Source organism: Citrobacter sp. RHBSTW-01013, assembly GCF_013781985.1.
Classification (GTDB): domain Bacteria; phylum Pseudomonadota; class Gammaproteobacteria; order Enterobacterales; family Enterobacteriaceae; genus Citrobacter; species Citrobacter braakii.
This window is the reverse complement of sequence record NZ_CP056185.1, coordinates 3,324,633-3,347,599: the sequence shown is the minus strand read 5'-3', so window position 1 is coordinate 3,347,599 and position 22,967 is coordinate 3,324,633. Positions and strand designations below refer to the sequence as shown.

The 22,967-nt window shown below is 52.9% G+C and carries 23 protein-coding genes; 13 read left to right on the top strand and 10 right to left on the bottom strand.

The genetic code is table 11. The features are described from left to right. Positions 1-151 precede the first annotated feature (151 nt). The 5 genes from iaaA to gsiD are packed head-to-tail and all read left to right on the top strand — an operon-like array spanning position 152 to position 6,423. Complete coding sequence (gene iaaA / locus HV350_RS16175; protein ID WP_016156081.1) at positions 152-1,117, top strand: beta-aspartyl-peptidase; 966 nt, start codon at positions 152-154, stop codon at positions 1,115-1,117. Further along, on the top strand, positions 1,104-2,975 hold the full coding sequence (gene gsiA, locus HV350_RS16170) for a glutathione ABC transporter ATP-binding protein GsiA (RefSeq protein WP_142417734.1): 1,872 nt from the start codon (positions 1,104-1,106) through the stop codon (positions 2,973-2,975). Before iaaA ends, gsiA begins: the two co-directional genes overlap by 14 nt. A 28-nt stretch (positions 2,976-3,003) precedes the next feature. Next, positions 3,004-4,542 carry a glutathione ABC transporter substrate-binding protein GsiB gene (gsiB, locus tag HV350_RS16165; protein ID WP_181628908.1) on the top strand — a complete coding sequence of 513 codons (1,539 nt, stop codon included), beginning with the start codon at positions 3,004-3,006 and terminating at the stop codon, positions 4,540-4,542. A gap of 46 nt (positions 4,543-4,588) precedes the next feature. Next, positions 4,589-5,509: a glutathione ABC transporter permease GsiC gene (gene gsiC / locus HV350_RS16160; RefSeq protein ID WP_016152391.1), complete on the top strand. Its 921-nt coding sequence runs from the start codon at positions 4,589-4,591 to the stop codon at positions 5,507-5,509. 2 nt (positions 5,510-5,511) lie between these two features. Further along, on the top strand, positions 5,512-6,423 hold the full coding sequence (gsiD, locus tag HV350_RS16155; protein WP_047359421.1) for a glutathione ABC transporter permease GsiD: 912 nt from the start codon (positions 5,512-5,514) through the stop codon (positions 6,421-6,423). Between the two features lie 56 nt (positions 6,424-6,479). On the opposite strand, the gene rimO is transcribed toward gsiD, so the two are convergent. Then, positions 6,480-7,805 carry a 30S ribosomal protein S12 methylthiotransferase RimO gene (rimO, locus tag HV350_RS16150; protein ID WP_016152393.1) on the bottom strand — a complete coding sequence of 442 codons (1,326 nt, stop codon included), beginning with the start codon at positions 7,803-7,805 and terminating at the stop codon, positions 6,480-6,482. Positions 7,806-8,035: 230 nt separating this feature from the next. On the opposite strand from rimO, the gene bssR reads away from it, so the two are divergent. Both bssR and HV350_RS16140 read left to right on the top strand, forming a co-directional pair. Further along, complete coding sequence (gene bssR, locus HV350_RS16145; RefSeq protein WP_016156086.1) at positions 8,036-8,419, top strand: biofilm formation regulator BssR; 384 nt, start codon at positions 8,036-8,038, stop codon at positions 8,417-8,419. 102 nt (positions 8,420-8,521) lie between these two features. Then, positions 8,522-9,619 carry a PQQ-dependent sugar dehydrogenase gene (locus HV350_RS16140; RefSeq protein WP_094760734.1) on the top strand — a complete coding sequence of 366 codons (1,098 nt, stop codon included), beginning with the start codon at positions 8,522-8,524 and terminating at the stop codon, positions 9,617-9,619. Positions 9,620-9,624: 5 nt separating this feature from the next. Here HV350_RS16140 and HV350_RS16135 read toward each other — a convergent pair whose 3' ends face one another. After that, a complete protein-coding gene (locus tag HV350_RS16135; RefSeq protein ID WP_016152396.1) occupies positions 9,625-10,251 on the bottom strand; it encodes a glutathione S-transferase family protein in 627 nt (208 codons plus the stop codon). 328 nt (positions 10,252-10,579) lie between these two features. Here HV350_RS16135 and dacC point away from each other — a divergent pair, with 328 nt between their 5' ends. After that, entirely contained in the window at positions 10,580-11,782 is a 1,203-nt protein-coding gene (gene dacC, locus HV350_RS16130; RefSeq protein ID WP_016156089.1) for a serine-type D-Ala-D-Ala carboxypeptidase, read from the top strand. Positions 11,783-11,827: 45 nt separating this feature from the next. Here dacC and deoR read toward each other — a convergent pair whose 3' ends face one another. After that, positions 11,828-12,586, bottom strand: a complete 759-nt coding sequence (deoR, locus tag HV350_RS16125) for a DNA-binding transcriptional repressor DeoR (protein WP_094760736.1) — start codon at positions 12,584-12,586, stop codon at positions 11,828-11,830. A gap of 64 nt (positions 12,587-12,650) precedes the next feature. After that, positions 12,651-13,259: an undecaprenyl-diphosphate phosphatase gene (ybjG, locus tag HV350_RS16120; RefSeq protein WP_103283667.1), complete on the bottom strand. Its 609-nt coding sequence runs from the start codon at positions 13,257-13,259 to the stop codon at positions 12,651-12,653. 297 nt (positions 13,260-13,556) lie between these two features. Here ybjG and HV350_RS16115 point away from each other — a divergent pair, with 297 nt between their 5' ends. After that, complete coding sequence (locus HV350_RS16115; protein ID WP_047501216.1) at positions 13,557-14,789, top strand: MFS transporter; 1,233 nt, start codon at positions 13,557-13,559, stop codon at positions 14,787-14,789. A 28-nt stretch (positions 14,790-14,817) separates the two neighbouring features. Here HV350_RS16115 and HV350_RS16110 read toward each other — a convergent pair whose 3' ends face one another. From HV350_RS16110 to HV350_RS16100, 3 genes are all read right to left on the bottom strand, one after another. Continuing rightward, positions 14,818-15,099 (bottom strand): hypothetical protein, encoded by a 282-nt coding sequence (locus HV350_RS16110; RefSeq protein ID WP_019076373.1) that lies wholly within the window; start codon positions 15,097-15,099, stop codon positions 14,818-14,820. A 106-nt stretch (positions 15,100-15,205) separates the two neighbouring features. Next, entirely contained in the window at positions 15,206-16,021 is an 816-nt protein-coding gene (locus HV350_RS16105) for a Cof-type HAD-IIB family hydrolase (protein WP_049282702.1), read from the bottom strand. Then, positions 16,021-17,229 carry an MFS transporter gene (locus tag HV350_RS16100; protein WP_029139467.1) on the bottom strand — a complete coding sequence of 403 codons (1,209 nt, stop codon included), beginning with the start codon at positions 17,227-17,229 and terminating at the stop codon, positions 16,021-16,023. The genes HV350_RS16105 and HV350_RS16100 overlap by 1 nt, the downstream gene beginning before the upstream one ends. Before the next feature lie 85 nt (positions 17,230-17,314). Between HV350_RS16100 and HV350_RS16095 the strand changes: the two genes are divergently transcribed. After that, positions 17,315-17,875, top strand: coding sequence for a TetR/AcrR family transcriptional regulator (locus HV350_RS16095; RefSeq protein WP_049040682.1), 561 nt, complete (start codon positions 17,315-17,317; stop codon positions 17,873-17,875). Here the strand turns inward: HV350_RS16095 and HV350_RS16090 are convergent. Together HV350_RS16090 and HV350_RS16085 are read right to left on the bottom strand one after the other, a co-directional pair. After that, a complete protein-coding gene (locus tag HV350_RS16090; RefSeq protein WP_181628906.1) occupies positions 17,862-18,659 on the bottom strand; it encodes an SDR family oxidoreductase in 798 nt (265 codons plus the stop codon). The two genes, HV350_RS16095 and HV350_RS16090, sit on opposite strands and share 14 nt — an antisense overlap. Before the next feature lie 267 nt (positions 18,660-18,926). Beyond that, the gene (locus HV350_RS16085; protein WP_016152406.1) at positions 18,927-20,612 is read right to left on the bottom strand and encodes an aspartate:alanine antiporter; all 1,686 of its coding nucleotides are present in this window, start codon (positions 20,610-20,612) and stop codon (positions 18,927-18,929) included. Positions 20,613-20,881: 269 nt separating this feature from the next. Here HV350_RS16085 and HV350_RS16080 point away from each other — a divergent pair, with 269 nt between their 5' ends. Then, positions 20,882-21,262: an inner membrane protein YbjM gene (locus tag HV350_RS16080; protein ID WP_016152407.1), complete on the top strand. Its 381-nt coding sequence runs from the start codon at positions 20,882-20,884 to the stop codon at positions 21,260-21,262. A gap of 34 nt (positions 21,263-21,296) precedes the next feature. Here the strand turns inward: HV350_RS16080 and HV350_RS16075 are convergent, their stop codons facing one another. Then, the gene (locus HV350_RS16075) at positions 21,297-21,560 is read right to left on the bottom strand and encodes a GrxA family glutaredoxin (protein ID WP_016152408.1); all 264 of its coding nucleotides are present in this window, start codon (positions 21,558-21,560) and stop codon (positions 21,297-21,299) included. Positions 21,561-21,732: 172 nt separating this feature from the next. On the opposite strand from HV350_RS16075, the gene HV350_RS16070 reads away from it, so the two are divergent. Both HV350_RS16070 and nfsA read left to right on the top strand, forming a co-directional pair. Next, entirely contained in the window at positions 21,733-22,023 is a 291-nt protein-coding gene (locus HV350_RS16070) for a YbjC family protein (RefSeq protein ID WP_181628905.1), read from the top strand. After that, positions 22,007-22,744, top strand: coding sequence for an oxygen-insensitive NADPH nitroreductase (nfsA, locus tag HV350_RS16065; protein WP_181628903.1), 738 nt, complete (start codon positions 22,007-22,009; stop codon positions 22,742-22,744). The genes HV350_RS16070 and nfsA overlap by 17 nt, the downstream gene beginning before the upstream one ends. Positions 22,745-22,967: the final 223 nt, after the last annotated feature.

Below are 22,967 nucleotides of genomic sequence, written 5' to 3'. Positions count from 1 at the left end.
TCTGAATGACCTGATGAGACGGGGTGTGAGGTGCAGGCCTTTACCTTTACATGACGTCTGCATCTTTCTATATTCAAAAATCGAATCAATAAGTCACCGAAATTCTGATATTTATAACCCCCCGGTACCCGCCACCTAATGGACGAATAAAATGGGTAAAGCAGTCATTGCAATTCACGGCGGCGCAGGGGCTATCACCCGCGCGTTACTGAGCCAGGAGCAAGAATTGCGTTATATACAAGCGCTGTCGGATATCGTTGAAACCGGCCAACGGATGCTTGAAGACGGTCGTAGCGCACTGGATGTGGTCACCGAAGCCGTGCGTTTGTTGGAGGAGTGTCCGTTGTTTAATGCCGGAATTGGCGCGGTGTATACCCGTGATGAAACCCATGAACTGGACGCCTGTGTGATGGACGGTAATACGCTAAACGCGGGAGCCGTCGCCGGGGTTAGCCATCTGCGCAATCCAATTCTCGCGGCTCGCCTGGTGATGGAGCACAGCCCCCACGTCATGATGATAGGTGAAGGGGCTGAAAACTTTGCCATTGCGCAGGGTATGGAGCGCGTTTCGGCGGATATTTTCTCGACGCCAGAACGCTACGCTCAACTGCTGGCAGCGCAATCGGCGGGTGAAACGGTGCTGGATCATAGCGCGACCCCGCTGGATGAAAACAACAAAATGGGTACTGTGGGTGCGGTCGCGCTGGATATGTTTGGCAATCTGGCGGCGGCAACATCGACCGGCGGAATGACCAACAAATTACCGGGGCGGGTTGGTGACAGTCCGCTGGTTGGCGCAGGCTGTTATGCCAATAACGCAAGTGTGGCCGTTTCCTGCACCGGAACCGGTGAAGTCTTTATTCGTGCGCTGGCGGCCTATGACATTGCGGCGTTGATGGACTATGGCGGCCTGAGTTTATCGGAGGCGTGCGAACGCGTAGTAATGGAAAAATTACCGGCGCTCGGCGGTAGCGGCGGTTTAATTGCCGTCGATCACGAGGGCAACGTCGCCTTGCCGTTTAACAGCGAAGGCATGTACCGTGCCTGGGGATATGCAGGCGATACGCCAACCACCGGTATTTATCGGGAAAAAGGAGATACCGTTGCCACACAGTGATGAGCTTGACGCCAGCGACGTGCTGGCAGTCAGCAACCTGAACATTGCCTTTGAACAGGAGCAACAGCGCATCAGTGCGGTGCGTAATCTGTCATTTCGCCTGAAGCGTGGTGAAACGCTGGCGATAGTGGGTGAATCCGGTTCAGGAAAGTCGGTAACAGCCTTGTCGCTAATGCGTTTGATTGAACAGTCAGGCGGCGAGGTGAGCTGCGATGAAATGCTCCTTCGACGCCGTAACCGACAGGTTATTGAGCTGGGTGAACAGAGCGCGTCGCGGATGCGTCACGTGCGTGGCGCGGATATCGCCATGATCTTCCAGGAGCCCATGACATCGCTTAATCCGGTATTTACCGTGGGTGAGCAGATTGCTGAGTCAATTCGTTTGCATCAGGGGGCCAGCCACGAAGAGGCGATGGTGGAAGCGAAACGGATGCTCGACCAGGTGCGTATCCCCGAGGCGAAGGCTATTTTATCGCGCTATCCGCACCAGCTTTCTGGCGGCATGCGCCAGCGGGTAATGATCGCCATGGCGCTATCGTGTCGCCCTGCGGTTTTAATTGCCGATGAACCGACTACCGCGCTGGATGTCACTATTCAGGCACAGATCCTGCAACTGATAAAAGTGCTGCAGCAGGATATGTCGATGGGAGTGATCTTTATTACCCACGATATGGGCGTCGTGGCGGATATTGCCGATCGCGTGCTGGTGATGTATCAGGGCGAGGCGGTAGAAACCGGCAGCGTTGAGCAGATTTTTCACGCTCCCCAGCATCCTTACACCAAAGCGCTGCTGGCAGCCGTGCCGCAGCTTGGGGCGATGACCGGACAAGCGTACCCGCGCCGGTTTCCACTCATTTCATTACACGATCCCAGCCATGTAGAACCACAGACTGAACAGGATACCGTGGTTGAAGGCGAGCCTATTTTGCAGGTACGTAATCTGGTGACGCGTTTTCCGCTGCGCAGCGGCATTCTTAATCGGGTGACCCGCGAGGTGCATGCGGTGGAAAACGTTAGCTTTGACCTGTGGCCCGGAGAGACGCTCTCGCTGGTGGGGGAGTCAGGCTGCGGGAAATCCACCACCGGTCGGGCGCTGCTACGTCTGGTAGAGTCTCAACGCGGGGAGATTGTTTTCAACGGACAGCGTATTGATACCCTGGCCGCCAGTAAGCTACAGCCGCTGCGTCGGGATATTCAATTTATCTTCCAGGACCCCTATGCTTCGCTCGATCCGCGTCAGACCGTGGGATATTCCATTTTAGAACCGCTGCGGGTGCATGGGCTACTGCAAGGCGATGCGGCGGCAAAACGGGTTGCATGGCTGCTGGAACGCGTAGGATTGCTCCCTGAGCATGCCTGGCGCTATCCGCACGAGTTTTCCGGTGGGCAGCGTCAGCGGATCTGTATTGCCCGGGCGCTGGCGCTCAATCCCAAGGTGATTATTGCCGATGAGTCAGTCTCGGCGCTGGATGTCTCAATTCGCGGGCAAATTATCAACCTGTTGCTCGACCTCCAACGAGAAATGGGGATTGCGTACCTGTTTATTTCCCACGATATGGCGGTGGTGGAGCGGATCAGTCATCGGGTGGCGGTGATGTATCTTGGGCAAATCGTCGAGATCGGCACCCGACGCGCGGTGTTTGAAAATCCGCAGCATCCGTACACCCGCAAACTGATGGCGGCAGTCCCGGTCGCCGATCCCTCACATCACCGGCCCCAGCGCGTGCTGCTGTCGGATGATATCCCCAGTAATATCCGCAAACGCGGTGAAGAGATTTCCCCCGTTTCACTACAGCTAGTTGGTCCGGGGCATTATGTTGCGCGTCCGCAACCAGAAAATGCGCTTTCGCGTTTATAACAGGCAGGCAGGGTTTAAGGAGAATAACATGACAAAAATTGTTGCTCGAAAATGGCTGGTTGCTGTGGGAGTGGCCTTTGCGCTGGCCGCCACACCTGGCTGGGCCGCCAAAGATGTAGTAGTGGCGGTAGGATCCAATTTCACCACCCTCGATCCCTACGACGCAAACGACACGTTGTCGCAGGCGGTAGCGAAGTCGTTTTACCAGGGGCTGTTTGGCCTTGATAAAGAGATGAAGCTGAAAAATGTGCTGGCGGAGAGTTATACGGTTTCTGATGATGGCCTGACTTATACTCTTAAGCTGCGACAGGGCGTGAAGTTTCAGGACGGCACCGACTTCAACGCCGATGCGGTTAAAGCTAACCTCGACCGGGCCAGCAACCCGGAAAACCATCTGAAACGCTACAACCTGTATAAGAATATCGATAAAACCGAGGTCGTCGATCCGTCGACGGTGAAGATAACGCTGAAGCAGCCGTTCTCTGCATTTATCAATATTCTGGCGCACCCGGCTACGGCGATGATCTCTCCCGCCGCGCTGGAGAAATACGGCAAGGAGATCGGTTTCCATCCCGTGGGGACCGGGCCGTATCAGCTTGAGACCTGGAATCAGACGGATTTTGTAAAGGTTAAGAAGTTCGCGGGTTACTGGCAGCAAGGGCTGCCAAAGCTGGATACGATTACCTGGCGTCCGGTGACCGACAACAACACGCGTGCGGCAATGTTGCAGACCGGGGAAGCGCAGTTTGCCTTCCCGATCCCTTACGAACAGGCGGCGCTACTGGCGAAGAATAAAAACCTGGAACTGGTGGCCAGTCCGTCTATTATGCAGCGTTACATCAGCATGAACGTCACGCAAAAACCGTTCGTTAACCCGAAGGTGCGTGAAGCGCTGAATTATGCCATTAACCGTCAGGCGCTGGTGAAAGTGGCGTTTGCCGGTTACGCGACGCCAGCAACCGGCGTTCTCCCTCCGTCGATCGCCTATGCGCAAAGCTATACGCCATGGCCATACGACCCGGCAAAAGCGCGCGAACTGCTGAAAGAAGCGGGTTATCCGAACGGTTTTACCACCACGCTATGGTCTTCTCATAACCATAGCACCGCGCAAAAAGTGCTGCAATTTACCCAGCAGCAACTGGCTCAGGTGGGCGTTAAGGCTCAGGTGACGGCGATGGATGCCGGTCAGCGCGCGGCGCAAGTCGAAGGTAAAGCGCAGAAAGAGAGCGGGGTACGCATGTTCTACACCGGCTGGTCTGCCTCTACGGGTGAAGCAGACTGGGCGCTGTCACCGCTGTTTGCATCTCAAAACTGGCCGCCAACGCTGTTTAATACGGCGTTCTACAGCAATAAGCAGGTGGACAGTGATTTAGCGGCAGCGTTGCAAACCAACGATCCGGCCCAGAAAGCGAAGCTGTACAAGGATGCGCAGGATATTATCTGGAAAGAGTCGCCGTGGATCCCACTGGTAGTGGAACAACTGATTTCGGCGCACAACACCAGATTGACCGGGTTCTGGATCATGCCGGATACCGGATTTAGCTTTGATGATGCGGATTTAAAATAAGCTATTCATCCGGCCCCGCCACACAGGGGCCGGCGAAGGGAGTGTGATGCTTAACTATGTTTTCAAGCGCCTGCTGGGGTTGATTCCAACTCTGTTGATTGTAGCGGTGCTGGTATTTTTATTTGTTCACCTGCTACCCGGCGATCCGGCCCGACTGATTGCCGGACCGGAGGCTGATGCTGAGGTTATCGAACTGGTGCGTCAGCAGTTGGGTCTGGACCAGCCGCTGCATATTCAGTTCTGGCATTACATTACTAACGTGTTGCAAGGCGATTTTGGAACCTCAATGGTTTCTCGTCGTCCGGTCTCCGAAGAGATAGCCAGTCGTTTTATGCCATCGCTATGGCTGACCATTGCCAGCATGGCGTGGGCGGTGTTATTCGGCATGACGGCAGGGATCATTGCTGCTGTATGGCGCAATCGTTGGCCGGACAGATTGAGTATGACGCTCGCCGTCACCGGGATCTCTTTCCCGGCGTTTGCGCTCGGCATGCTGCTCATGCAGATATTCTCCGTTGAGCTTGGCTGGTTGCCCACCGTTGGCGCTGATACCTGGCGGCACTATATCCTCCCGTCTATTACCCTGGGTGCGGCGGTGGCTGCGGTGTTAGCCCGGTTTACCCGCGCTTCGTTTGTCGATGTGCTCAGTGAAGACTATATGCGTACCGCGCGGGCCAAAGGGGTGAGTGAAACCTGGGTGGTGTTAAAACATGGTTTGCGTAATGCGATGATCCCGGTGGTCACCATGATGGGGCTACAGTTTGGCTTTTTGCTTGGCGGCTCGATTGTGGTTGAAAAGGTGTTTAACTGGCCAGGGCTTGGGCGGCTGTTGGTGGACTCAGTCGAAATGCGCGACTACCCGGTGATTCAGGCCGAGGTGCTGTTGTTTTCTCTGGAGTTTATTCTTATTAACTTAGTGGTGGATGTGCTCTATGCCGCCATTAATCCGGCTATCAGGTACAAGTAAGGATGCGATTTTTTAACTGGCGCCGACAGGCGATTTTAAATGCGATGCCCCTTGTTAAGCCTGAGCAGATACGCACGCCGTGGCATGAATTCTGGCGTCGTTTCCGTCGCCAGCGCATGGCGATGTTAGCGGGGTTATTTGTCCTGCTGCTGATAATGGTGGCGATTTTTGCTCGCTGGTTAACGCCATTTGATGCCGAGAATTACTTCGATTATGACCGTCTGAATGACGGACCGTCGATGCTGCACTGGTTCGGCGTTGACTCGCTGGGGCGGGATATTTTTAGCCGCGTGCTGGTGGGGGCGCAAATCTCGCTGGCGGCGGGGGTCTTTGCCGTATTTATTGGCGCGGCGATTGGCACCGTGCTGGGTCTGCTGGCGGGATACTACGAAGGCTGGTGGGATCGACTGATTATGCGTATCTGCGATGTGCTGTTCGCCTTTCCGGGTATTTTGCTGGCGATAGCCGTGGTCGCTGTGCTGGGCAGCGGCATTGCAAACGTGATTATTGCCGTGGCCATTTTCTCCATTCCGGCCTTCGCGCGGCTGGTGCGCGCAAATACGCTGGTGCTAAAGCAGCAGACCTTTATTGAATCCGCGCGCAGTATCGGCGCCAGCGATGCGACCATCATCTTCAACCATATCCTGCCGGGTACGGTTTCATCGATCGTCGTCTTTTTTACCATGCGAATTGGCACGTCAATTATCTCTGCCGCGAGCCTGTCATTTCTGGGATTGGGTGCGCAGCCGCCGACCCCGGAGTGGGGGGCAATGCTCAATGAAGCCCGCGCTGATATGGTGATCGCGCCGCACGTGGCGATTTTCCCGGCGGTGGCGATATTCCTGACGGTGCTGGCGTTTAACTTACTCGGAGATGGTCTGCGCGACGCGCTGGACCCGAAAATTAAAGGATAAATCACAGGCCGGATAAGACGTAACGCTTATCCGGCCTACAGTTGGGTTGCGCTTATTTAAACGCGGGTGCCCCACAGATCGTATTCATCAGCGTTTTCGACCTTCACGCGGATGATATCGCCAGGTTTCACCTTAGTTTCGCCATTCAGGTATACCGCGCCGTCGATTTCCGGGGCGTCAGCCATGCTGCGGCCAATCGCGCCTTCTTCGTCAACTTCATCAACGATAACCAGAATTTCGCGGCCCACTTTCTCCTGCAAACGTTCAGCGGAGATTTGCTGTTGCAATTGCATAAAGCGGTTCCAGCGTTCCTCTTTCACCTCTTCCGGGATTTGGTCCGGCAGGTCATTGGCGCCAGCGCCTTCTACCGGGCTGTATTTAAAGCAGCCCACGCGGTCCAGACGCGCTTCCTTCAGGAAGTCGAGCAGCATCTGGAAGTCTTCTTCCGTTTCACCTGGGAAACCGACAATGAAGGTTGAGCGCAGCGTCAGTTCAGGGCAGATTTCACGCCACTGTTTGATGCGTGCCAGTTGTCTGTCCACGGAGCCTGGGCGTTTCATCAGCTTAAGAATACGCGGGCTGGCATGTTGCAGCGGGATGTCCAGATACGGCAGGATTTTCCCTTCCGCCATCAGTGGGATCACGTCATCAACGTGCGGGTAGGGGTAGACGTAATGCAGACGAGTCCAGATCCCCAGTTTTGATAACTGCTCGCACAGATCAACCATGCTGGTTTTGACCGGCTCGCCGTTATGGAAACCGGTGCGATGCTTCACATCCACGCCGTACGCGGAGGTATCCTGAGAAATGACCAGTATCTCTTTCACGCCCGCATCCACCAGACGTTTGGCTTCGCTGAGGACGTCGCCAATCGGACGGCTCACCAGATCGCCACGCATCGACGGAATAATGCAGAACGTGCAGCGGTGGTTGCAGCCTTCAGAAATTTTCAAATAGGCATAATGACGCGGAGTGAGCTTGACGCCCTGTTCAGGAACCAGGCTCAGGAACGGGTTGTGCTTTGGTTTGGGCACATAGTGGTGAACGTGCTCCAGAACCTGTTCGTAGCTATGCGGCCCGGTGATTTCCAGCACCTTCGGGTGGACTTCACGGATCTGATCGACTTTCGCGCCCAGACAACCGGTGACGATCACCTTGCCGTTTTCGTTCAGCGCTTCGCCGATTGCTTCCAGCGACTCCTGAACCGCGCTGTCGATAAAGCCACAGGTGTTAACGATAACCATATCCGCGTCGTCGTAGCTTGGCACAACATCATAGCCTTCGGTACGAAGTTCGGTCAGGATGCGTTCAGAATCGACGAGGTTTTTCGGGCAGCCGAGGGAGACAAAGCCGATTTTCGGCTGGTGGGTTACATTGCTCATAGCGTAAAAATTGTTCAGTTATTGGAATATTCAGGGCACGGATTCTACAGAGTTCTGAATAAAAATTGTATCGCAATCTCATACCATCAGTCGCCACGCCCGGCGTGGAATTAAAGATTATTTGTAAATTGTGTTAATTTTCGGTGATGGATTGATCCTGGACACGACTTTGTTCAAAAAATGACCATACTATTAAGTTGCACCATAGTTGGAAAGAGGAGGAACAAAGTATGGTTGTTGACAGACTGAGAACCGATCTTCTCAACAAATTGATAAACGCCCGTGTCGAACTTGCCGCTTATCTGCTGTTGAGAAAAGCGAAAGGCTACATGTCAGTCAGCGAGAGCGATCGTCTGCGTGATAATTTTTTTGCACTGAATCGCGAATTGCACGAGCAATCACAGCTTCACGGTATGCATCTTGATCAGGAAGAGTGGAATGCCCTTCATCGTGCTGAAGGGGCGTTAGCCGCCGCCGCTGTTTGTCTTATGAGTGGACATCACGATTGTCCAACTTTTATCGCCGTTAACGCAGAGAAACTGGAAAACTGCCTGACAACGCTGACGCTAAGTATCCAGTGTTTGCAATCTTATTCAACGCTGGAACACGTCTGAATCAGGGGGAGGGCGCTCCCCCTTTTCGTTAATATTATGTAAATGTGGCGGGATAATTCCCCTTGCTGGCTACGCTTTATGCAGAGCCATTAAGGAGGTGTTATGCGTCGACTCTTTCTCTGTGCTGTCCCACTCGCGCTATTTTCCTCTTATGCCGCCGCGGTAGAGGTGGAAGTGCTGCAAACGAAACTCGATCATCCGTGGTCGCTGGCGTTTTTACCCGACAATCGCGGCATGCTCATTACGCTCAAAGGCGGCCAGCTTCGACTTTGGCAGTCAGGGAAGGGGCTTTCCGACCCGCTGACCGGCGTACCCAAAGTCTGGGCGAATGGTCAGGGGGGATTGCTTGATGTGGCATTAGCACCGGATTTTAAACAATCCCGCCGGGTGTGGCTTAGTTTTGCTGAAGCTGACGGTGAAGGTAACGCCGGGACAGCGGTTGGTTACGGACGACTGAGCGACGATCTCAAACATCTGCAAGGGTTCCAGACCATTTTTCGCCAACAGCCGAAGCTTTCCACCGGAAACCATTTTGGCGGACGTATGGTTTTTGATGGCAACGGTTATCTGTTTATTGGTCTTGGTGAAAATAATCAACGTTCTACCGCACAGGATCTGGATAAGCTGCAGGGCAAGGTCGTACGACTGACCGATGAGGGAAAAATTCCGCCGGATAATCCGTTTGTGAAGAGGGCAGGAGCGCGGGCAGAGATTTGGTCATATGGTATCCGCAACCCGCAGGGGATGGCGATGAATCCCTGGAGCGATACGCTGTGGCTTAATGAGCATGGTCCACGCGGGGGCGATGAAATCAATATCCCCGAGAAAGGGAAAAACTACGGCTGGCCGCTTGCGACCTGGGGCGTTAACTACAGTGGTCTTAAAATTCCCGAAGCAAAAGGCCCAATTGTTGCTGGAACAGAGCAACCCATCTTTTACTGGGAAAAGTCACCGGCGGTCAGCGGAATGGCTTTTTATAATAGCGATACCTTCCCACAGTGGCGGCAGAAGTTATTCATTGGCGCGTTGAAAGATAAAGAAGTGATCGTGCTGAGCGTCAAAGGGAATGCCGTCACCGAAGAGGGGCGTCTGTTGCAGGAAAGAGGGCAACGGATCCGTGATGTGCGTGTCGGACCAGACGGGTACTTATACGTACTAACCGACGAGTCCGACGGGGAATTACTGAAAGTGAGTCCCTGATTTAGTTAGCTGACCGGGATCATCACGACTTTTTGAAACGCCGGACGTTCGGTCAGTTGCTGATACCAGTGCTCCAGATGTGGGCGCGGGGTCCAGCTCAGGCCAACGTTGAACAGGTTATAGATAAACGGCGCAACGGCGATATCGGCAGTGCCAAATTCAGCCCCGGAGAACCATGGCTGGTCCGCCAGCGCGTTATCCAGAATAGCAAACAGGTTATCGCACACCTGACTACCCGCCTCGATTGCCGCCATATCGCGTTTCTCGGCAGGGGTTCTGACCAGGCCAAACAAGATAACCCGATGCGCAGGACTTAGCGTCTGGTTTGCCCAGTCCATCCATTTTTCACCGACGGCGCGCGCGGCCGGGGCGTCAATCCACAAACGCTTTTGTCCGTACTGAGCTGCCAGATAGCGGACAATGGTATTGGATTCCCACAGAACAACGTCCGTTTCATCATCACGTAGCAGCGGGACCAGTCCGTTCGGGTTGAGTGCCAGATAGTCGGCATCGCGGTTACCGCCATGCTGTCCGCCCGCCAGAATTTGGTTATACGGCAGTTCCAGTTCCTCGAGCGTCCACAATACTTTTTTTACGTTGGTCGAGTTATTGCGACCCCACAGTGTAATCATAGTAACCCCGCAAATTAATTGAGCAGCTTTATGGCTGCAGATGCCATCTGACTAGCCCACATGGTGGGGTAAACCTAATATTTACGCAACAAAGTCTAAAAAAATCGTGCCAGGAGCAGCGCAGCGCGGTGTTATTGCATAAACTTTAAAAACTTTACCAACTTACGGTTTCTTTAAGCTCGTTAGTGCGTTATTACTCACCGCACTTATTTTACACGTCATCCATCAGACCTTTTCTGCATGGGTTGGCCAGGGTCGCTTGGCTGGTTTTGTGTAAACACGGTGTGGTATGACGTGGTTTTTTGGAATGGATACTCGGGTGGCATTTATGACGCAATACTTCTCTTCACTTCGCAGCTTTGCTGCAGGTTCTGCACTCTTAATCCTTTTGGCGCCGAGCGTACAGGCGGCGGAGCAACCAACGGCCCCACCGAGCGTCGACGCGCGCGCGTGGATCCTAATGGATTACGCCAGCGGTAAGGTTCTGGCGGAAGGTAATGCTGATGAGAAACTGGATCCTGCCAGTCTGACCAAGATCATGACCAGCTATGTGGTCGGTCAGGCGCTGAAGGCCGGGAAAATTAACCTCAACGACATGGTCACTGTGGGCAAAGACGCCTGGGCGACCGGTAATCCGGCCCTGCGCGGTTCGTCGGTTATGTTCCTCAAGCCCGGCGATCAGGTTGCAGTGTCCGATCTGAACAAAGGCGTTATCATCCAGTCTGGTAACGATGCCTGTATCGCCCTGGCTGATTACGTTGCCGGCAGCCAGGAATCCTTCATTGGTCTGATGAACGGCTACGCGAAAAAACTGGGGCTGACCAATACCACTTTCCAGACCGTGCATGGCCTGGATGCGGCAGGACAGTTCAGTACCGCACGTGATATGGCCCTGCTCGGGAAAGCGCTAATCCACGATGTACCGGAAGAGTACGCTATCCACAAAGAGAAAGAATTTACCTTTAATAAAATCCGCCAGCCGAACCGCAACCGTTTGTTGTGGAGCACCAACCTGAACGTGGACGGTATGAAAACCGGTACTACGGCCGGGGCGGGATACAACCTGGTCGCTTCTGCGACCCAGGGGGATATGCGCCTGATCTCCGTGGTGTTGGGGGCGAAAACCGACCGCATTCGTTTTAATGAGTCAGAAAAGTTGCTGACCTGGGGCTTCCGCTTCTTTGAAACCGTTACGCCGATTAAACCGGATGCCACTTTCGTGACGCAGCGCGTCTGGTTTGGCGATAAGAGTGAAGTTAATTTGGGCGCCGGAGAAGCGGGCTCGGTGACTATCCCGCGTGGTCAGCTCAAAAACCTGAAGGCCAGCTTTACCCTGACCGAACCACAGTTAACCGCGCCGCTGAAGAAAGGCCAGGTTGTGGGGACTATCGACTTCCAGTTGAACGGGAAATCCATCGAGCAGCGTCCACTGATGGTGATGGAGGCCGTGGAAGAGGGGGGATTCTTTAGTCGCATGTGGGACTTTGTGATGATGAAATTCCATCAGTGGTTTGGCGGCTGGTTCTCTTAATCTTAGCGTTTGCCGGATGACGCTATCGCCATCCGGCAGTATCGCTTAATACATCAGCTTGATACGTTGCGCTTTCGCGTACTCAATAAACGCCTCGTCAGGGCGGCTATCGCTGACGATGGTATTAAAGCGTTTTACTTCACCCATCCGCGCAGGACGCACCTTACCAAATTTGCTGTGATCGACCACCAGCACGTGATGCTGCGCCATCGACATCGCCCAGTGTTTCACCGGTAGCTCTTCCAGGTTAAAACAGGTCGCGCCTTTCTCAATATGAATGCCAGCTGCGGAATAAAAAGCGATATCCGGGCACAGGTTGTTCAGCGTTTCCTGGAAATCAAGCGGTTTGAAAATTGCGTTGCTGGCATGGAATTCGCCACCACACAGAATGACGCGGCACTGCGGTTTTTCCTGCAGCACCAGAAACGTATTCAGCGAGTAGCAGATTGCGGTGAAAGGCAATTCATTGTCGATAGCCTCAATGATCCACGGCGTGGTGGTACCACAGTCGAAAAAGATAGTCTGATGTGCCTGCACGAGGCTTGCCGCCATCTGGGCGGCACGGCGCTTTTCATCAACCAGTCGGGATTTTTGATCGCTGATTAAATAGTGATTGGCGCTGCGGGGTTCCAGAACAATATAGCCCCCGAGCAAGACGACGGGAGCATCGTGATTATTCAGGTCGCGACGAATGGTCATCTCAGATACGCCCAGCAGCGTCGCGGCTTCTTTGAGGTGTAATTTATCGCTGCGTTTCAGCGCCTGCAGTAATTGACCAATACGCTCGTCGCGTCGAGTTTCCATAGTTCCCCTGGAGAGTAGAATAAGTGCTCAGTATCGCGCTTAATACTACTCTTTTTACCGTGGGTTAGTCACGCACCCAGCCTTTACGGATGGGCAGAGCGAAGCAGGCGCGATAGCCATTTTGCAAGCCGAGGTACAGGGGCGCGCCAAACCGCTGCCAGATCATCTGGGCGCTCAGGCAGCCAATCAGCCCGACGAGTAATCCTCCCAGCATATCCAGCGGCCAGTGTACGCCAAGGTAGACCCGCGACCAGGCAATCGCCACAGCAACGACCATCAGCAGAGCGCCCGTCCACAGGCGATGCCAGAACAAGAAAGCCAGTGCAAAGGTAAAGATAACCGTACCGTGATCGCTCGGGAAAGAGTCATCCGCCGCATGATGCAGGAAGTTGTAACCGGTGTGGTTAACAAACGGACGATCGTGAGGGAACAGATGCCCCATCAGCCATGAAATCGTCAGACCGACGATCAGCGCAATCGCCATTTTTATAACTAACTGGCGCTGGAGAGTAACCTGGGCCCGCGGCCCCCAAAGCCAAAGCACAACGGCTAATAGCGGTACGATGTTAATCAGGTCTTTGGCAATAAAAATGGCAAGCGATATCATCCATTGCGCAGAGTCCGGCGTGGCATTGATGAGATAAAAAAGTGAGTTGTTCAGATTTTCCAGCATAACGTCCAGACTCAGTGTAATCGTTAAAAAGGCCCAAGAGGGGAGAGCATAAAATTGCTTTCACGGGATAAAAAGCGGTCTTGTCTTATTTGTCTGTTAAATGACTATTTTTCAGACAATTAATGAGACTTATTGAACATGATAGCGGCCTCAACTTAAATTAACCTTAACGCAAAATGTTCCTGAGCAAATGAGTGTAAAAATGTGCGCAATTTGCTTTCAAATCACATAATTCACTATCACCAGTACGGCGCATTTATTACACTTTGCGCGATTTTTCTATAGTTAAGAGACTGCATGCAGAACCGTTTATCTTCAGGCGCCCGTTTGGGGCGTCAGGCATTACTTTTCCCTCTCTGTCTGGTGCTTTACGAATTCTCTACTTATATCGGCAACGATATGATCCAGCCCGGAATGTTGGCGGTGGTGGAGCAATATAATGCCGGATTAGATTGGGTGCCCACATCCATGACCGCCTATCTGGCTGGCGGCATGTTTTTGCAGTGGTTATTAGGACCGCTGTCGGATCGAATTGGACGTCGCCCGGTGATGTTAACCGGCGTGCTCTGGTTCATTGTGACCTGCCTTGCAACCCTGCTTGCGCAGAATATTGAGCAATTTACCTTCCTGCGTTTTTTACAAGGGATAAGCCTGTGCTTTATTGGCGCGGTGGGTTACGCCGCAATTCAGGAATCCTTTGAAGAAGCGGTGTGCATAAAAATTACCGCGCTGATGGCAAACGTAGCGTTGATTGCGCCCCTGCTGGGGCCGTTGGTCGGTGCAGCCTGGGTACATGTTCTGCCGTGGGAAGGGATGTTTATCCTGTTTGCCGCCCTGGCCGCCATCTCTTTTTTTGGTCTGCAACGCGCGATGCCGGAGACGGCAACCCGGCTTGGTGAAAAGCTGTCGATTAAAGAGCTGGGCAAAGATTATAAGCTGGTGCTGAGGAACGTGCGCTTTGTTGCAGGCGCGCTGGCATTGGGTTTTGTCAGCCTGCCGTTACTGGCGTGGATTGCGCAGTCCCCGATTATTATCATCAGCGGTGAACATCTCAGCAGCTACGAATATGGCCTGTTGCAGGTGCCGATTTTTGGCGCGTTGATTGCCGGTAACCTGGTACTGGCGCGCCTGACCTCGCGAAAAACCGTACGTTCGCTGATTATCATGGGCGGCTGGCCAATCGCCGTCGGGCTGGTGATTGCCGCTGCGGCCACGGTGGTGTCATCCCATGCGTATCTATGGATGACGGCGGGTTTAAGCATCTATGCGTTTGGTATTGGCGTGGCGAATGCTGGACTGGTACGTCTGACGCTGTTTGCCAGTGAAATGAGTAAGGGCACGGTTTCTGCCGCCATGGGTATGTTGCAGATGCTGATTTTTACCGTCGGTATTGAGCTGAGCAAACACGCTTATCTGCTCGGAGGAAACGGCTTGTTCAGCCTGTTCAATCTGGCAAGCGGCGTACTGTGGGTGATTCTGATGGTTATCTTCCTGAAAGATAAACGGGTAGGGGATTCACGGGAAGGTTAAAGCCCGGTTGCCCGGGCCAGGCAAAAACTTAGTGGTGATCGTCAATCTGGTGTTCGATGATCATTCCTTCACCGACGCTTGCAACATGTCGCGCATAAGGATGTGCGCGATAGACAGGGGCCGGGGCAGGCGCCGGAGCAACATACACCGTTTGTGGCGCGGTGGTGACGCTGACCGCCTGCGGAACACTGACGGAAGAGGGCACTACCACCACCTTATAACCGCTTGGTACATCAACGGTAACGCTTTGCGCAAATGTTGTCCCCGCAAAACCCAGCAACAATGTCGCTATCAGTACACTTTTCTTCATAATCCGCTCGTCTGAATATTCACTGGAGGTAATAATCCAGCGGGTTAATTTGAGGCGGATTATGAATAGATCATGCCATCATTTTGTTGCCGTCTGTGCTGAGGCGTTATTGCGTAAACGGTGCTTCATTCTTTAACACGCGGTCGATAATATCCAGCACGCCCTCTTCGTTGTTCGACCCTGCGCGATATTTTGCCGCCTGGATCACCGGCTCATGGGCGTTCGCCATTGCAAAACTAAATCCTGCCTGACGCAGCATCTCAATATCATTGCCACCATCGCCAAACACAACAACTTCATCGTCGGTAATATTCCAGCGTTGTTGCAGCAGACGCAGACCGTTTGCCTTATGCACACCGGGTATAATTAAATCGATGCTGCCGTAGCCGGTATGTACCGGCACCATAATGTCGCCAATCGCCTCATGGAGGTCAGCCTGCACCTGGGGGATACGATCGTCTGAAATATTTAGCCCGAACTTGAAGAAAATGTCGTTGAGGTTGTCAAAATTATCCACAAATTCAAGACGATGATAATACATGGCGGAGACAGTCTTATGCTCATCGCTGTACCGCTTCAGGGTATAGGCGCTGTTTTTACCGCAGGCGATAATGTCGATGTCCGTACGGGTCAGCAGATGTTCCATGATGGCCTGGAAATCGTCTTTTGCCAGCTCACCGTTAAAGACATCTTCCCCTTCACTGACCACCCATCCGCCGTTTTCGGCGACAAATGAGATTTCACTGGCCAGTTCAGGGAAAAAGGAGATGAGCTGGTAATACTGGTTACCGCTGGCGACCACAAAGCGGATCCCTTGTTCTTTCATCTGGCGGTATTGCGCCATAAAGCGCTCACGATTATAGGTTTTTTGGTCGCTTAAAAATGTGCCGTCCATGTCGACTGCAATCAGTTTGATACGCATTAGCTGTTCTCCATCACAGTGGTGTTTTTGAGATCCGGTTTTGCCACCGCTTTCGCGACGATGGCGGCGACAAGCACCAGCGCCAGCACCACCAGCATAGCGCTACGCAGGCCGTAGTGTTCACCCAGGTAGCCCAGCAGCGGTGGTCCAACCAGGAATGCCAGATAGCCGGTAGTGGCGACAACGCTGACGCGGGTTGGCGCATCGGGACCGGTGTCGCTGGCAGCCGAAATGGTCAGTGGGAATCCCAGTGATGCGCCGAGTCCCCACAGAATAACGGAAACACCCGCCACCCAAGTGCTGTCGACAAAAATAATCAGGCTAATCCCAAGAGCACCCATAAGCGCACTGGCGCGTACTACCGCGACGCGGCTGTAGCGGTCGATGAACCAGCCGCCAGTAAATCGTCCAACGGTCATACCCAGCGTAAATCCGGCATAAATCAGCGAGCCTGATGTCGGGCTAAATCCATGTCCGTCCACCATCAGCAGCGGAAGCCAGTCGTTGGCGGAACCTTCAGCAAATGCCATTGCGAGCACCACGACGCCAATCAGCAATAGCTGAATATCGCGATAAAAAGGCAGTCCTTTTTCGCCGGAGTGAGACCCGTCAGCGGCATTTTTACCCGTGCCGTCAGGAATGGCTTTGATGGCGATGAAGATAGGGGTGATAGCCACCATCGCCGCCAGCAAGATATGCGCGGTCGCCGGTACGCTGAAGGCGGTAAGCATCATCCCGACTCCGGCACCCGCCAGCGTTCCCAGGCTGTAAAAACCGTGCATCATCGGCAGTACGGTTTTATTCATTTCGCGCTCAACAGCCGCACCTTCGACGTTGATGGCAACTTCTGCTGCGCCAAAGCTGGCGCCGAACACGCCCAGACCAAATGCGAAAAGCCATGCGGAATGCAGCCAGAGCGCCACGCTGAGGATTGCCATTCCGAGGACTGCGCAAGACATGGTGGTGCGGATCACTTTACGTGTGCCAAATCGTTTCACCAGCCAGGCCGAACAAAGAATGCCACTCATCGAACCAATTGAAAGTCCAAACAGCACCGCGCCCATTTCGGCGGTTGAGATGGAGAGGATATCTCTGATGGCAGGGGTACGCGTTGCCCAGGAGGCCATTAATAATCCTGGTAAAAAGAAGAACGTGAACAGTGCCCAGGTGCGACGTCTTAAGGCTTTGCGTGATGAGATGCCAGTCATGAATTCGAGCCAAAGAAAAGAGGAAAGAAGACAACCTTAGCAAGGTTGTGTACATTTGTACACAAATGCAAGAAGAGGTAATGCAGTGCGACGTGCGAACGATCCGCAGCGGCGGGAAAAAATAGTTCAGGCGACTCTGGATGCGGTAATAGCCCATGGTATTCATGCGGTTACACATCGGAAGATTGCGACAATTGCTCAGGTGCCCTTGGGTTCTATGACCTATTACTTTTCGGGAATTGATGAGCTTTTAATGGAGGCGTTTGAGCGTTTTACTGACAGGATGATGCTGCAGTATCAGGCTTTTTTTGCCGACGTTGCGGATGCGTCGCAGGCTTGCCATGCGATTACCGATATGATTTACAGCTCCCAGGTCACGACACCCGATAACATGGAACTCATGTATCAGCTGTATGCCTTCGCCAGCCGTAAACCGGCACTAAAAACGGTGATGCAAAACTGGATGTTACGCAGCCAACAAACGCTGGAGCAGTGGTTTGCTCCGGTTACGGCGCGGGCGCTGGATGCGTTTATTGAAGGGATGACGCTGCATTTTGTCACGGACAAAAAACCACTGCGGCGAGAAGATATCTTGCTGATGGTGGAGCGTATTGCGGGGTTGCCCGCGACGGTCAGTTGTGCGTAGCGCCGCCGGTAATATTCACCACCGTTGCGGTGATTGCTCCGGCATGGTCTGAAGCCAGAAAGGTCATTACCTCAGCGATTTGTGCAAGCGTAGGCAGGCGCCCAAGCATGGTACTTTGCGCCGCACCTCCTAACCATTGTGCAACGGTTATACCCATTGACTGCGCTTTAGCGGTAAAAATCTCCCCGGTATAGGAACCGGCCTGAACGGCATCCACAATCGCATGCGAGCGCAGGCCGACGACCCGAATATTCGCCGGCCCCAGTTCGCTGGCGAGCGCTTTAAGAAAGGCCTCTGTTCCCGCACAGCCAACGATGTGTCCCAGATGTCCAGGTATCGCCATCGGGGCCGCAGGCGCAACAACGGTGAGAATGACGCCCGCACGATTGCCGCCCATGTGTGGCGTTACGGCTTTTGCGATATTGAACTGCGCCGAGAGGAAAGGGGTGATACCGCTCATAAACTCAGAAAGGGATAACGCCTCGATGCGTTTGCCCTGTTCATGCATAAAGCCGGTTGCGTTAACCACCACATCTATTCCACCGGTTTGCTGCGCAAGCTGAGTAACTTGTTTTGAGGTACCGTATTCGTCGAGTACATCGGTGACAAAGGTTTCGACTGCACCGCCCGCGGTTCGAATGCTACTGGCCACCCAATCCAGCTTTTCCTGACTGCGCGCGCCCAGATACACATGAGCGCCTTCACGCGCCATGGCATGCGCAACTGCACTGCCTATAGCGCCGCTGCCTCCGAAGATTACCGCGACTTTGCCTGCGAGTAACATAGCACCCCCCATTACCATTTAGCTCTGACTAAAAGTATGTGTCATAACCGGCATGCTGCAAATGTGAGAGAGTTTCGGGGGAGGGAGTCAGCGAACGCAAAATTCAGGCAACAAAAAACCCATCAACCTTGAACCAAAACGGCGGGGTTGATGGGCTCCACAAATTGGGGACATCAAAGAAAAGCAGTGGCAATAGTTATGACTGACGTCTTGAAGAAAAGTTCTGCTTACCTGCAAAAAATTTTCGTTTAAGAGTAAATTTCAGCGCTAACCAAGCCCAGGCCAGACAATGACGATGAGTGTCCCCGCTAATGTCAGCAGTACGTTGGCAATTGCGTAGGTCCCGGCATAGCCTAATGCGGGGATGTTGCTGCGTGCCGTATCGCTGATGATTTCCATTGCCGGAGCGCAGGTACGCGCGCCCATCATGGCGCCAAAAAGCAGGGCGCGGTTCATGCGCAATACGTAAGCACCGAATAAGAAACAGATGACAACCGGCACCAGGCTGACAACCAGGCCGGCAATCAGCATTTGACCACCCACGGCGCCAAGGCCATTGCCAATGCCGCTGCCCGCGCTTAAACCGACGCCTGCCATAAATACCATCAGGCCAAACTCTTTAACCATGTTCAGCGCCCCCTGTGGGATATAGCCAAACGTTGGATGGTTGGCACGCAGGAAGCCCAGCATGATCCCAGCGAACAGCAGTCCAGCCGCATTCCCGATGCCGAAGCTGAAATTACTGAACTGGAAGGTGATCATCCCGATCATCAGACCGATGATAAAGAAGGCGCAGAAGGCCAGCAGATCGGTCACCTGACTGTGAATGGAAATGAAGCCGATACGATCGGCAATGGTTTTGACGCGGCGAGCATCCCCACTGACCTGCAGCACGTCGCCTTTATTAAGCACGACGTTGTCATCGATAGGCATTTCAATCTGGCTACGGATCACGCGGTTGAGAAAACAGCCGTGATCGGTCAGTTTCAACTGGGCCAGGCGGCGGCCAACGGCATTGTGGTTTTTCACCACAATCTCTTCAGTGACGATGCGCATATCGAGCAGATCGCGATCGAACACCTCTTTACCATTACGGAAACTGGGATCGAGGCGGGCATGCGCATCCGGATAACCCACCAGGGCTATCTCATCGCCCATTTGCAGTACCGCGTCGCCATCCGGGTTGGCCAGGATGCCGTTGCGACGGATGCGTTCAATGTAACAACCGGTCTGGCGATAGATACCCAGCTCGCGCAGATTTTTGCCATCGGCCCATGCCACCAGTTCCGGGCCAACGCGATAGGCACGAATTACCGGCAGATAAACCTTACGGTTGGCATCAGTGTCCAGACCTCGTTCACGTGCGATTTGTTGGGCGCTGGTTTGCAGATCCTGATGCTGAAGTTTCGGCAGGTAGCGCGCGCCAACAATCAGACTGACCAAACCAATCAAATAGGTGAGCGCATAACCGAGGCTCAGGTTATCGAGGGCGGTTGAAAGCGATGTCCCCGACATTCCGGAATGGCGCAAGGTGTCACCCGCGCCGACCAGCACCGGCGTTGAGGTCATCGAGCCGGCCAGCATACCTGCCGTCAGGCCGATGTCCCAGCCAAATAGCTTACCCAGCCCCAGGGCGATCAGCATGGCGCTGCCGACCATCACCAGAGCAAGCATTAGATAATTTTTCCCATCGCGAAAAAAAATCGAAAAAAAGTTGGGACCGGCTTCGACGCCGACACAAAAAATAAACAGCATAAAGCCGAGATTTAATGCATCGGTGTTAATACTAAAGTGCTGTTGACCTAATAATAGGGACACCACTAAAACGCCAATGGAATTACCGAGTTGGACTGAACCCAGACGTAATTTACCCAGACACAGGCCCAGTGCCAGGACCACAAATAATAACAGGATGTAATTCCCATTTAACAAATCTGCGACGTTTATATTCACGGAGACTAACTTCTTGTTTACTAGTAAGCTATTGAAAGAAATGGCAATTTACGCTAATGTTTTTGCCAGAAATTAAGGGGCGACAGCTTCGTACACAGCCCCGAATAATGCAGCATAACAATATATGCGGTTAGTTTAATCTCATTACGTATCAACGGCTATAAGAATCGTGTGAGTGTGTTTTTGGCATGGAATGCCTGGTTACTTTATCTGACTGGACGCCTGCGGGCGAAAAGAGTGTTCGATAGAGAATGTGTCAGGAGGAACAATTGAAACATAAGCAAAGTTGGGCGGGTGCGGTCTGCTGCTTTGTGCTCTTTATTGTGGTGTGTCTTTCATTAACGCTGAACGTGAAAGGGGCATTCAGAGCGGCAGGGCATCCTGAGGTCGGATTGTTGTTTTTTATCCTGCCTGGTGCTGCAGCAAGCTTTTTCTCCCATCGTCGGGAGGTGCTCAAACCCCTTCTTGGTGCCATGTTGGCGGCGCCGTGCTGTCTGTTACTGATGCGGTTCGTTTTTATGCCGACGCGTTCGTTGTGGCAAGAGCTGGCGTGGTTGTTTAGTGCGGTGTTTTGGTGCGCGCTTGGCGCATTGTGTTTTTTGTTTATCAGCAACTTGTTCAATCAGCATCATCGACGGAAAAAGAACTGAAGACGCCCTCCAGCGGAGGGCGTAGAAACGGCTATCAGGCGAACAGATTCATGTTCTCTTTTGCCCACGCTTCAAAATCCGTGCAGCCGCCGATGTGTTTTTGATCAACAAAAATCTGCGGAACGGTTTCAACTGGCTTACCTACCGTCTTTTCCAGATCGGCTTTCGTAATACCTTCGGCATGGATATCAATGTAGCGGAAGTTAAAATCGTCATGCTCATTGCTTAATTTTTCTGCTAATTCTTTTGCGCGCACGCAATACGGGCACCCTGGACGACCAAAAATAACGGCAAACATCTCTCTCTCCTCGAACTTATCAGGCCGGATGGCAATACTTGTTATGATGCCGCGATTTGTGACAGATGAAAAGCAGGTTCAGCCTGTTGCTTTGATATCCTCAAGCTATAACTGTTAAACACGACAAGCCGGAACGTTTTATAATGAAAGCCATTTCGCCGGGAGGCCGCTTATGCGCGCAATTGGTGCATTACCCAAAAGCGTATTGATGCTGGAAATAATCGGGATGGTTTTGTTATCGCTGGCGCTGCTATCGATTAACGATTACCTCACTTTACCCGCACCGCTTGGCAGTCCGTTAGCCTGCGTGGCGATGATATTTCTGGGTGTGCTGCTGATGCTTCCCGCCGCGGTGGTATTAACGTGGCGTATTGCTCAACTGGTTGCGCCGCAGCTGATGTCACGAACCCCCGGTGATTCTTCACGTTCAGACAGAGAAAAAAGAGATGACGCCAACCATTGATTTACTTCGTAGCCACCGTTCCATTCGCCATTTCACCGATGATGCCATTTCGGATGCGCAGCGGGAGGCGATTATTGCCGCCGCTCAGGGGACCTCAAGCTCCAGTTTTTTACAATGCACAACCATCGTTCGCATAACGGATAACGCCTTGCGTGAATCACTGGCTACTTTATCCGGCGGACAAAAACATGTAGCGCAGGCTGCCGAGTTCTGGGTGTTTTGCGCTGACTTTAATCGCCATTTGCAGATTTGCCCTGACGCGCAACTCGGGCTGGCGGAACAGCTGCTACTGGGCGTTGTTGATACCGCGATGATGGCGCAAAATGCGCTGACGGCGGCAGAGTCTTTGGGGCTTGGCGGCGTGTTTATTGGCGGTCTGCGAAATAATATTGAGCCGGTCACTGAACTTCTGAAGCTTCCGCAACATGTTCTGCCGTTGTTTGGGCTGTGCCTCGGCTGGCCGGACAAGTCAATTCCTCAATATGAAAAAATTACAAAACCTCGTCTTCCCGCTGGTTTAGTTGTGCATGAGAATAACTATCAGACTGTAAACAAAGCGCTTTTACAAGAATACGATGAAGAATTAGCTCACTACTACATGACACGCGCGACAAACAACCGCCGCGATACGTGGACTGATCATATCCGTCGAACCATCATCAAAGAGAACCGACCGTTCATTCTGGACTACTTGCATAAACAAGGTTTTGCTATCCGCTAACCCCTTGCTGTTGGGCGGCGCTTTCGCCGCCCCTTCTAAATACCTGTATCAATCATCTAATACAGGTAACATCATGTTCCAGATTATCAGCCGGGGAATTCCATAAACTAATATCTCCTAAAGTAATCAAACTACTCTCCAGCGTGAAAGAGTCATTACACAATTCAATTTTATAAAATGAAATTTTACCATTTCGACCAGCTAATGCTTTCATCACTAAAAA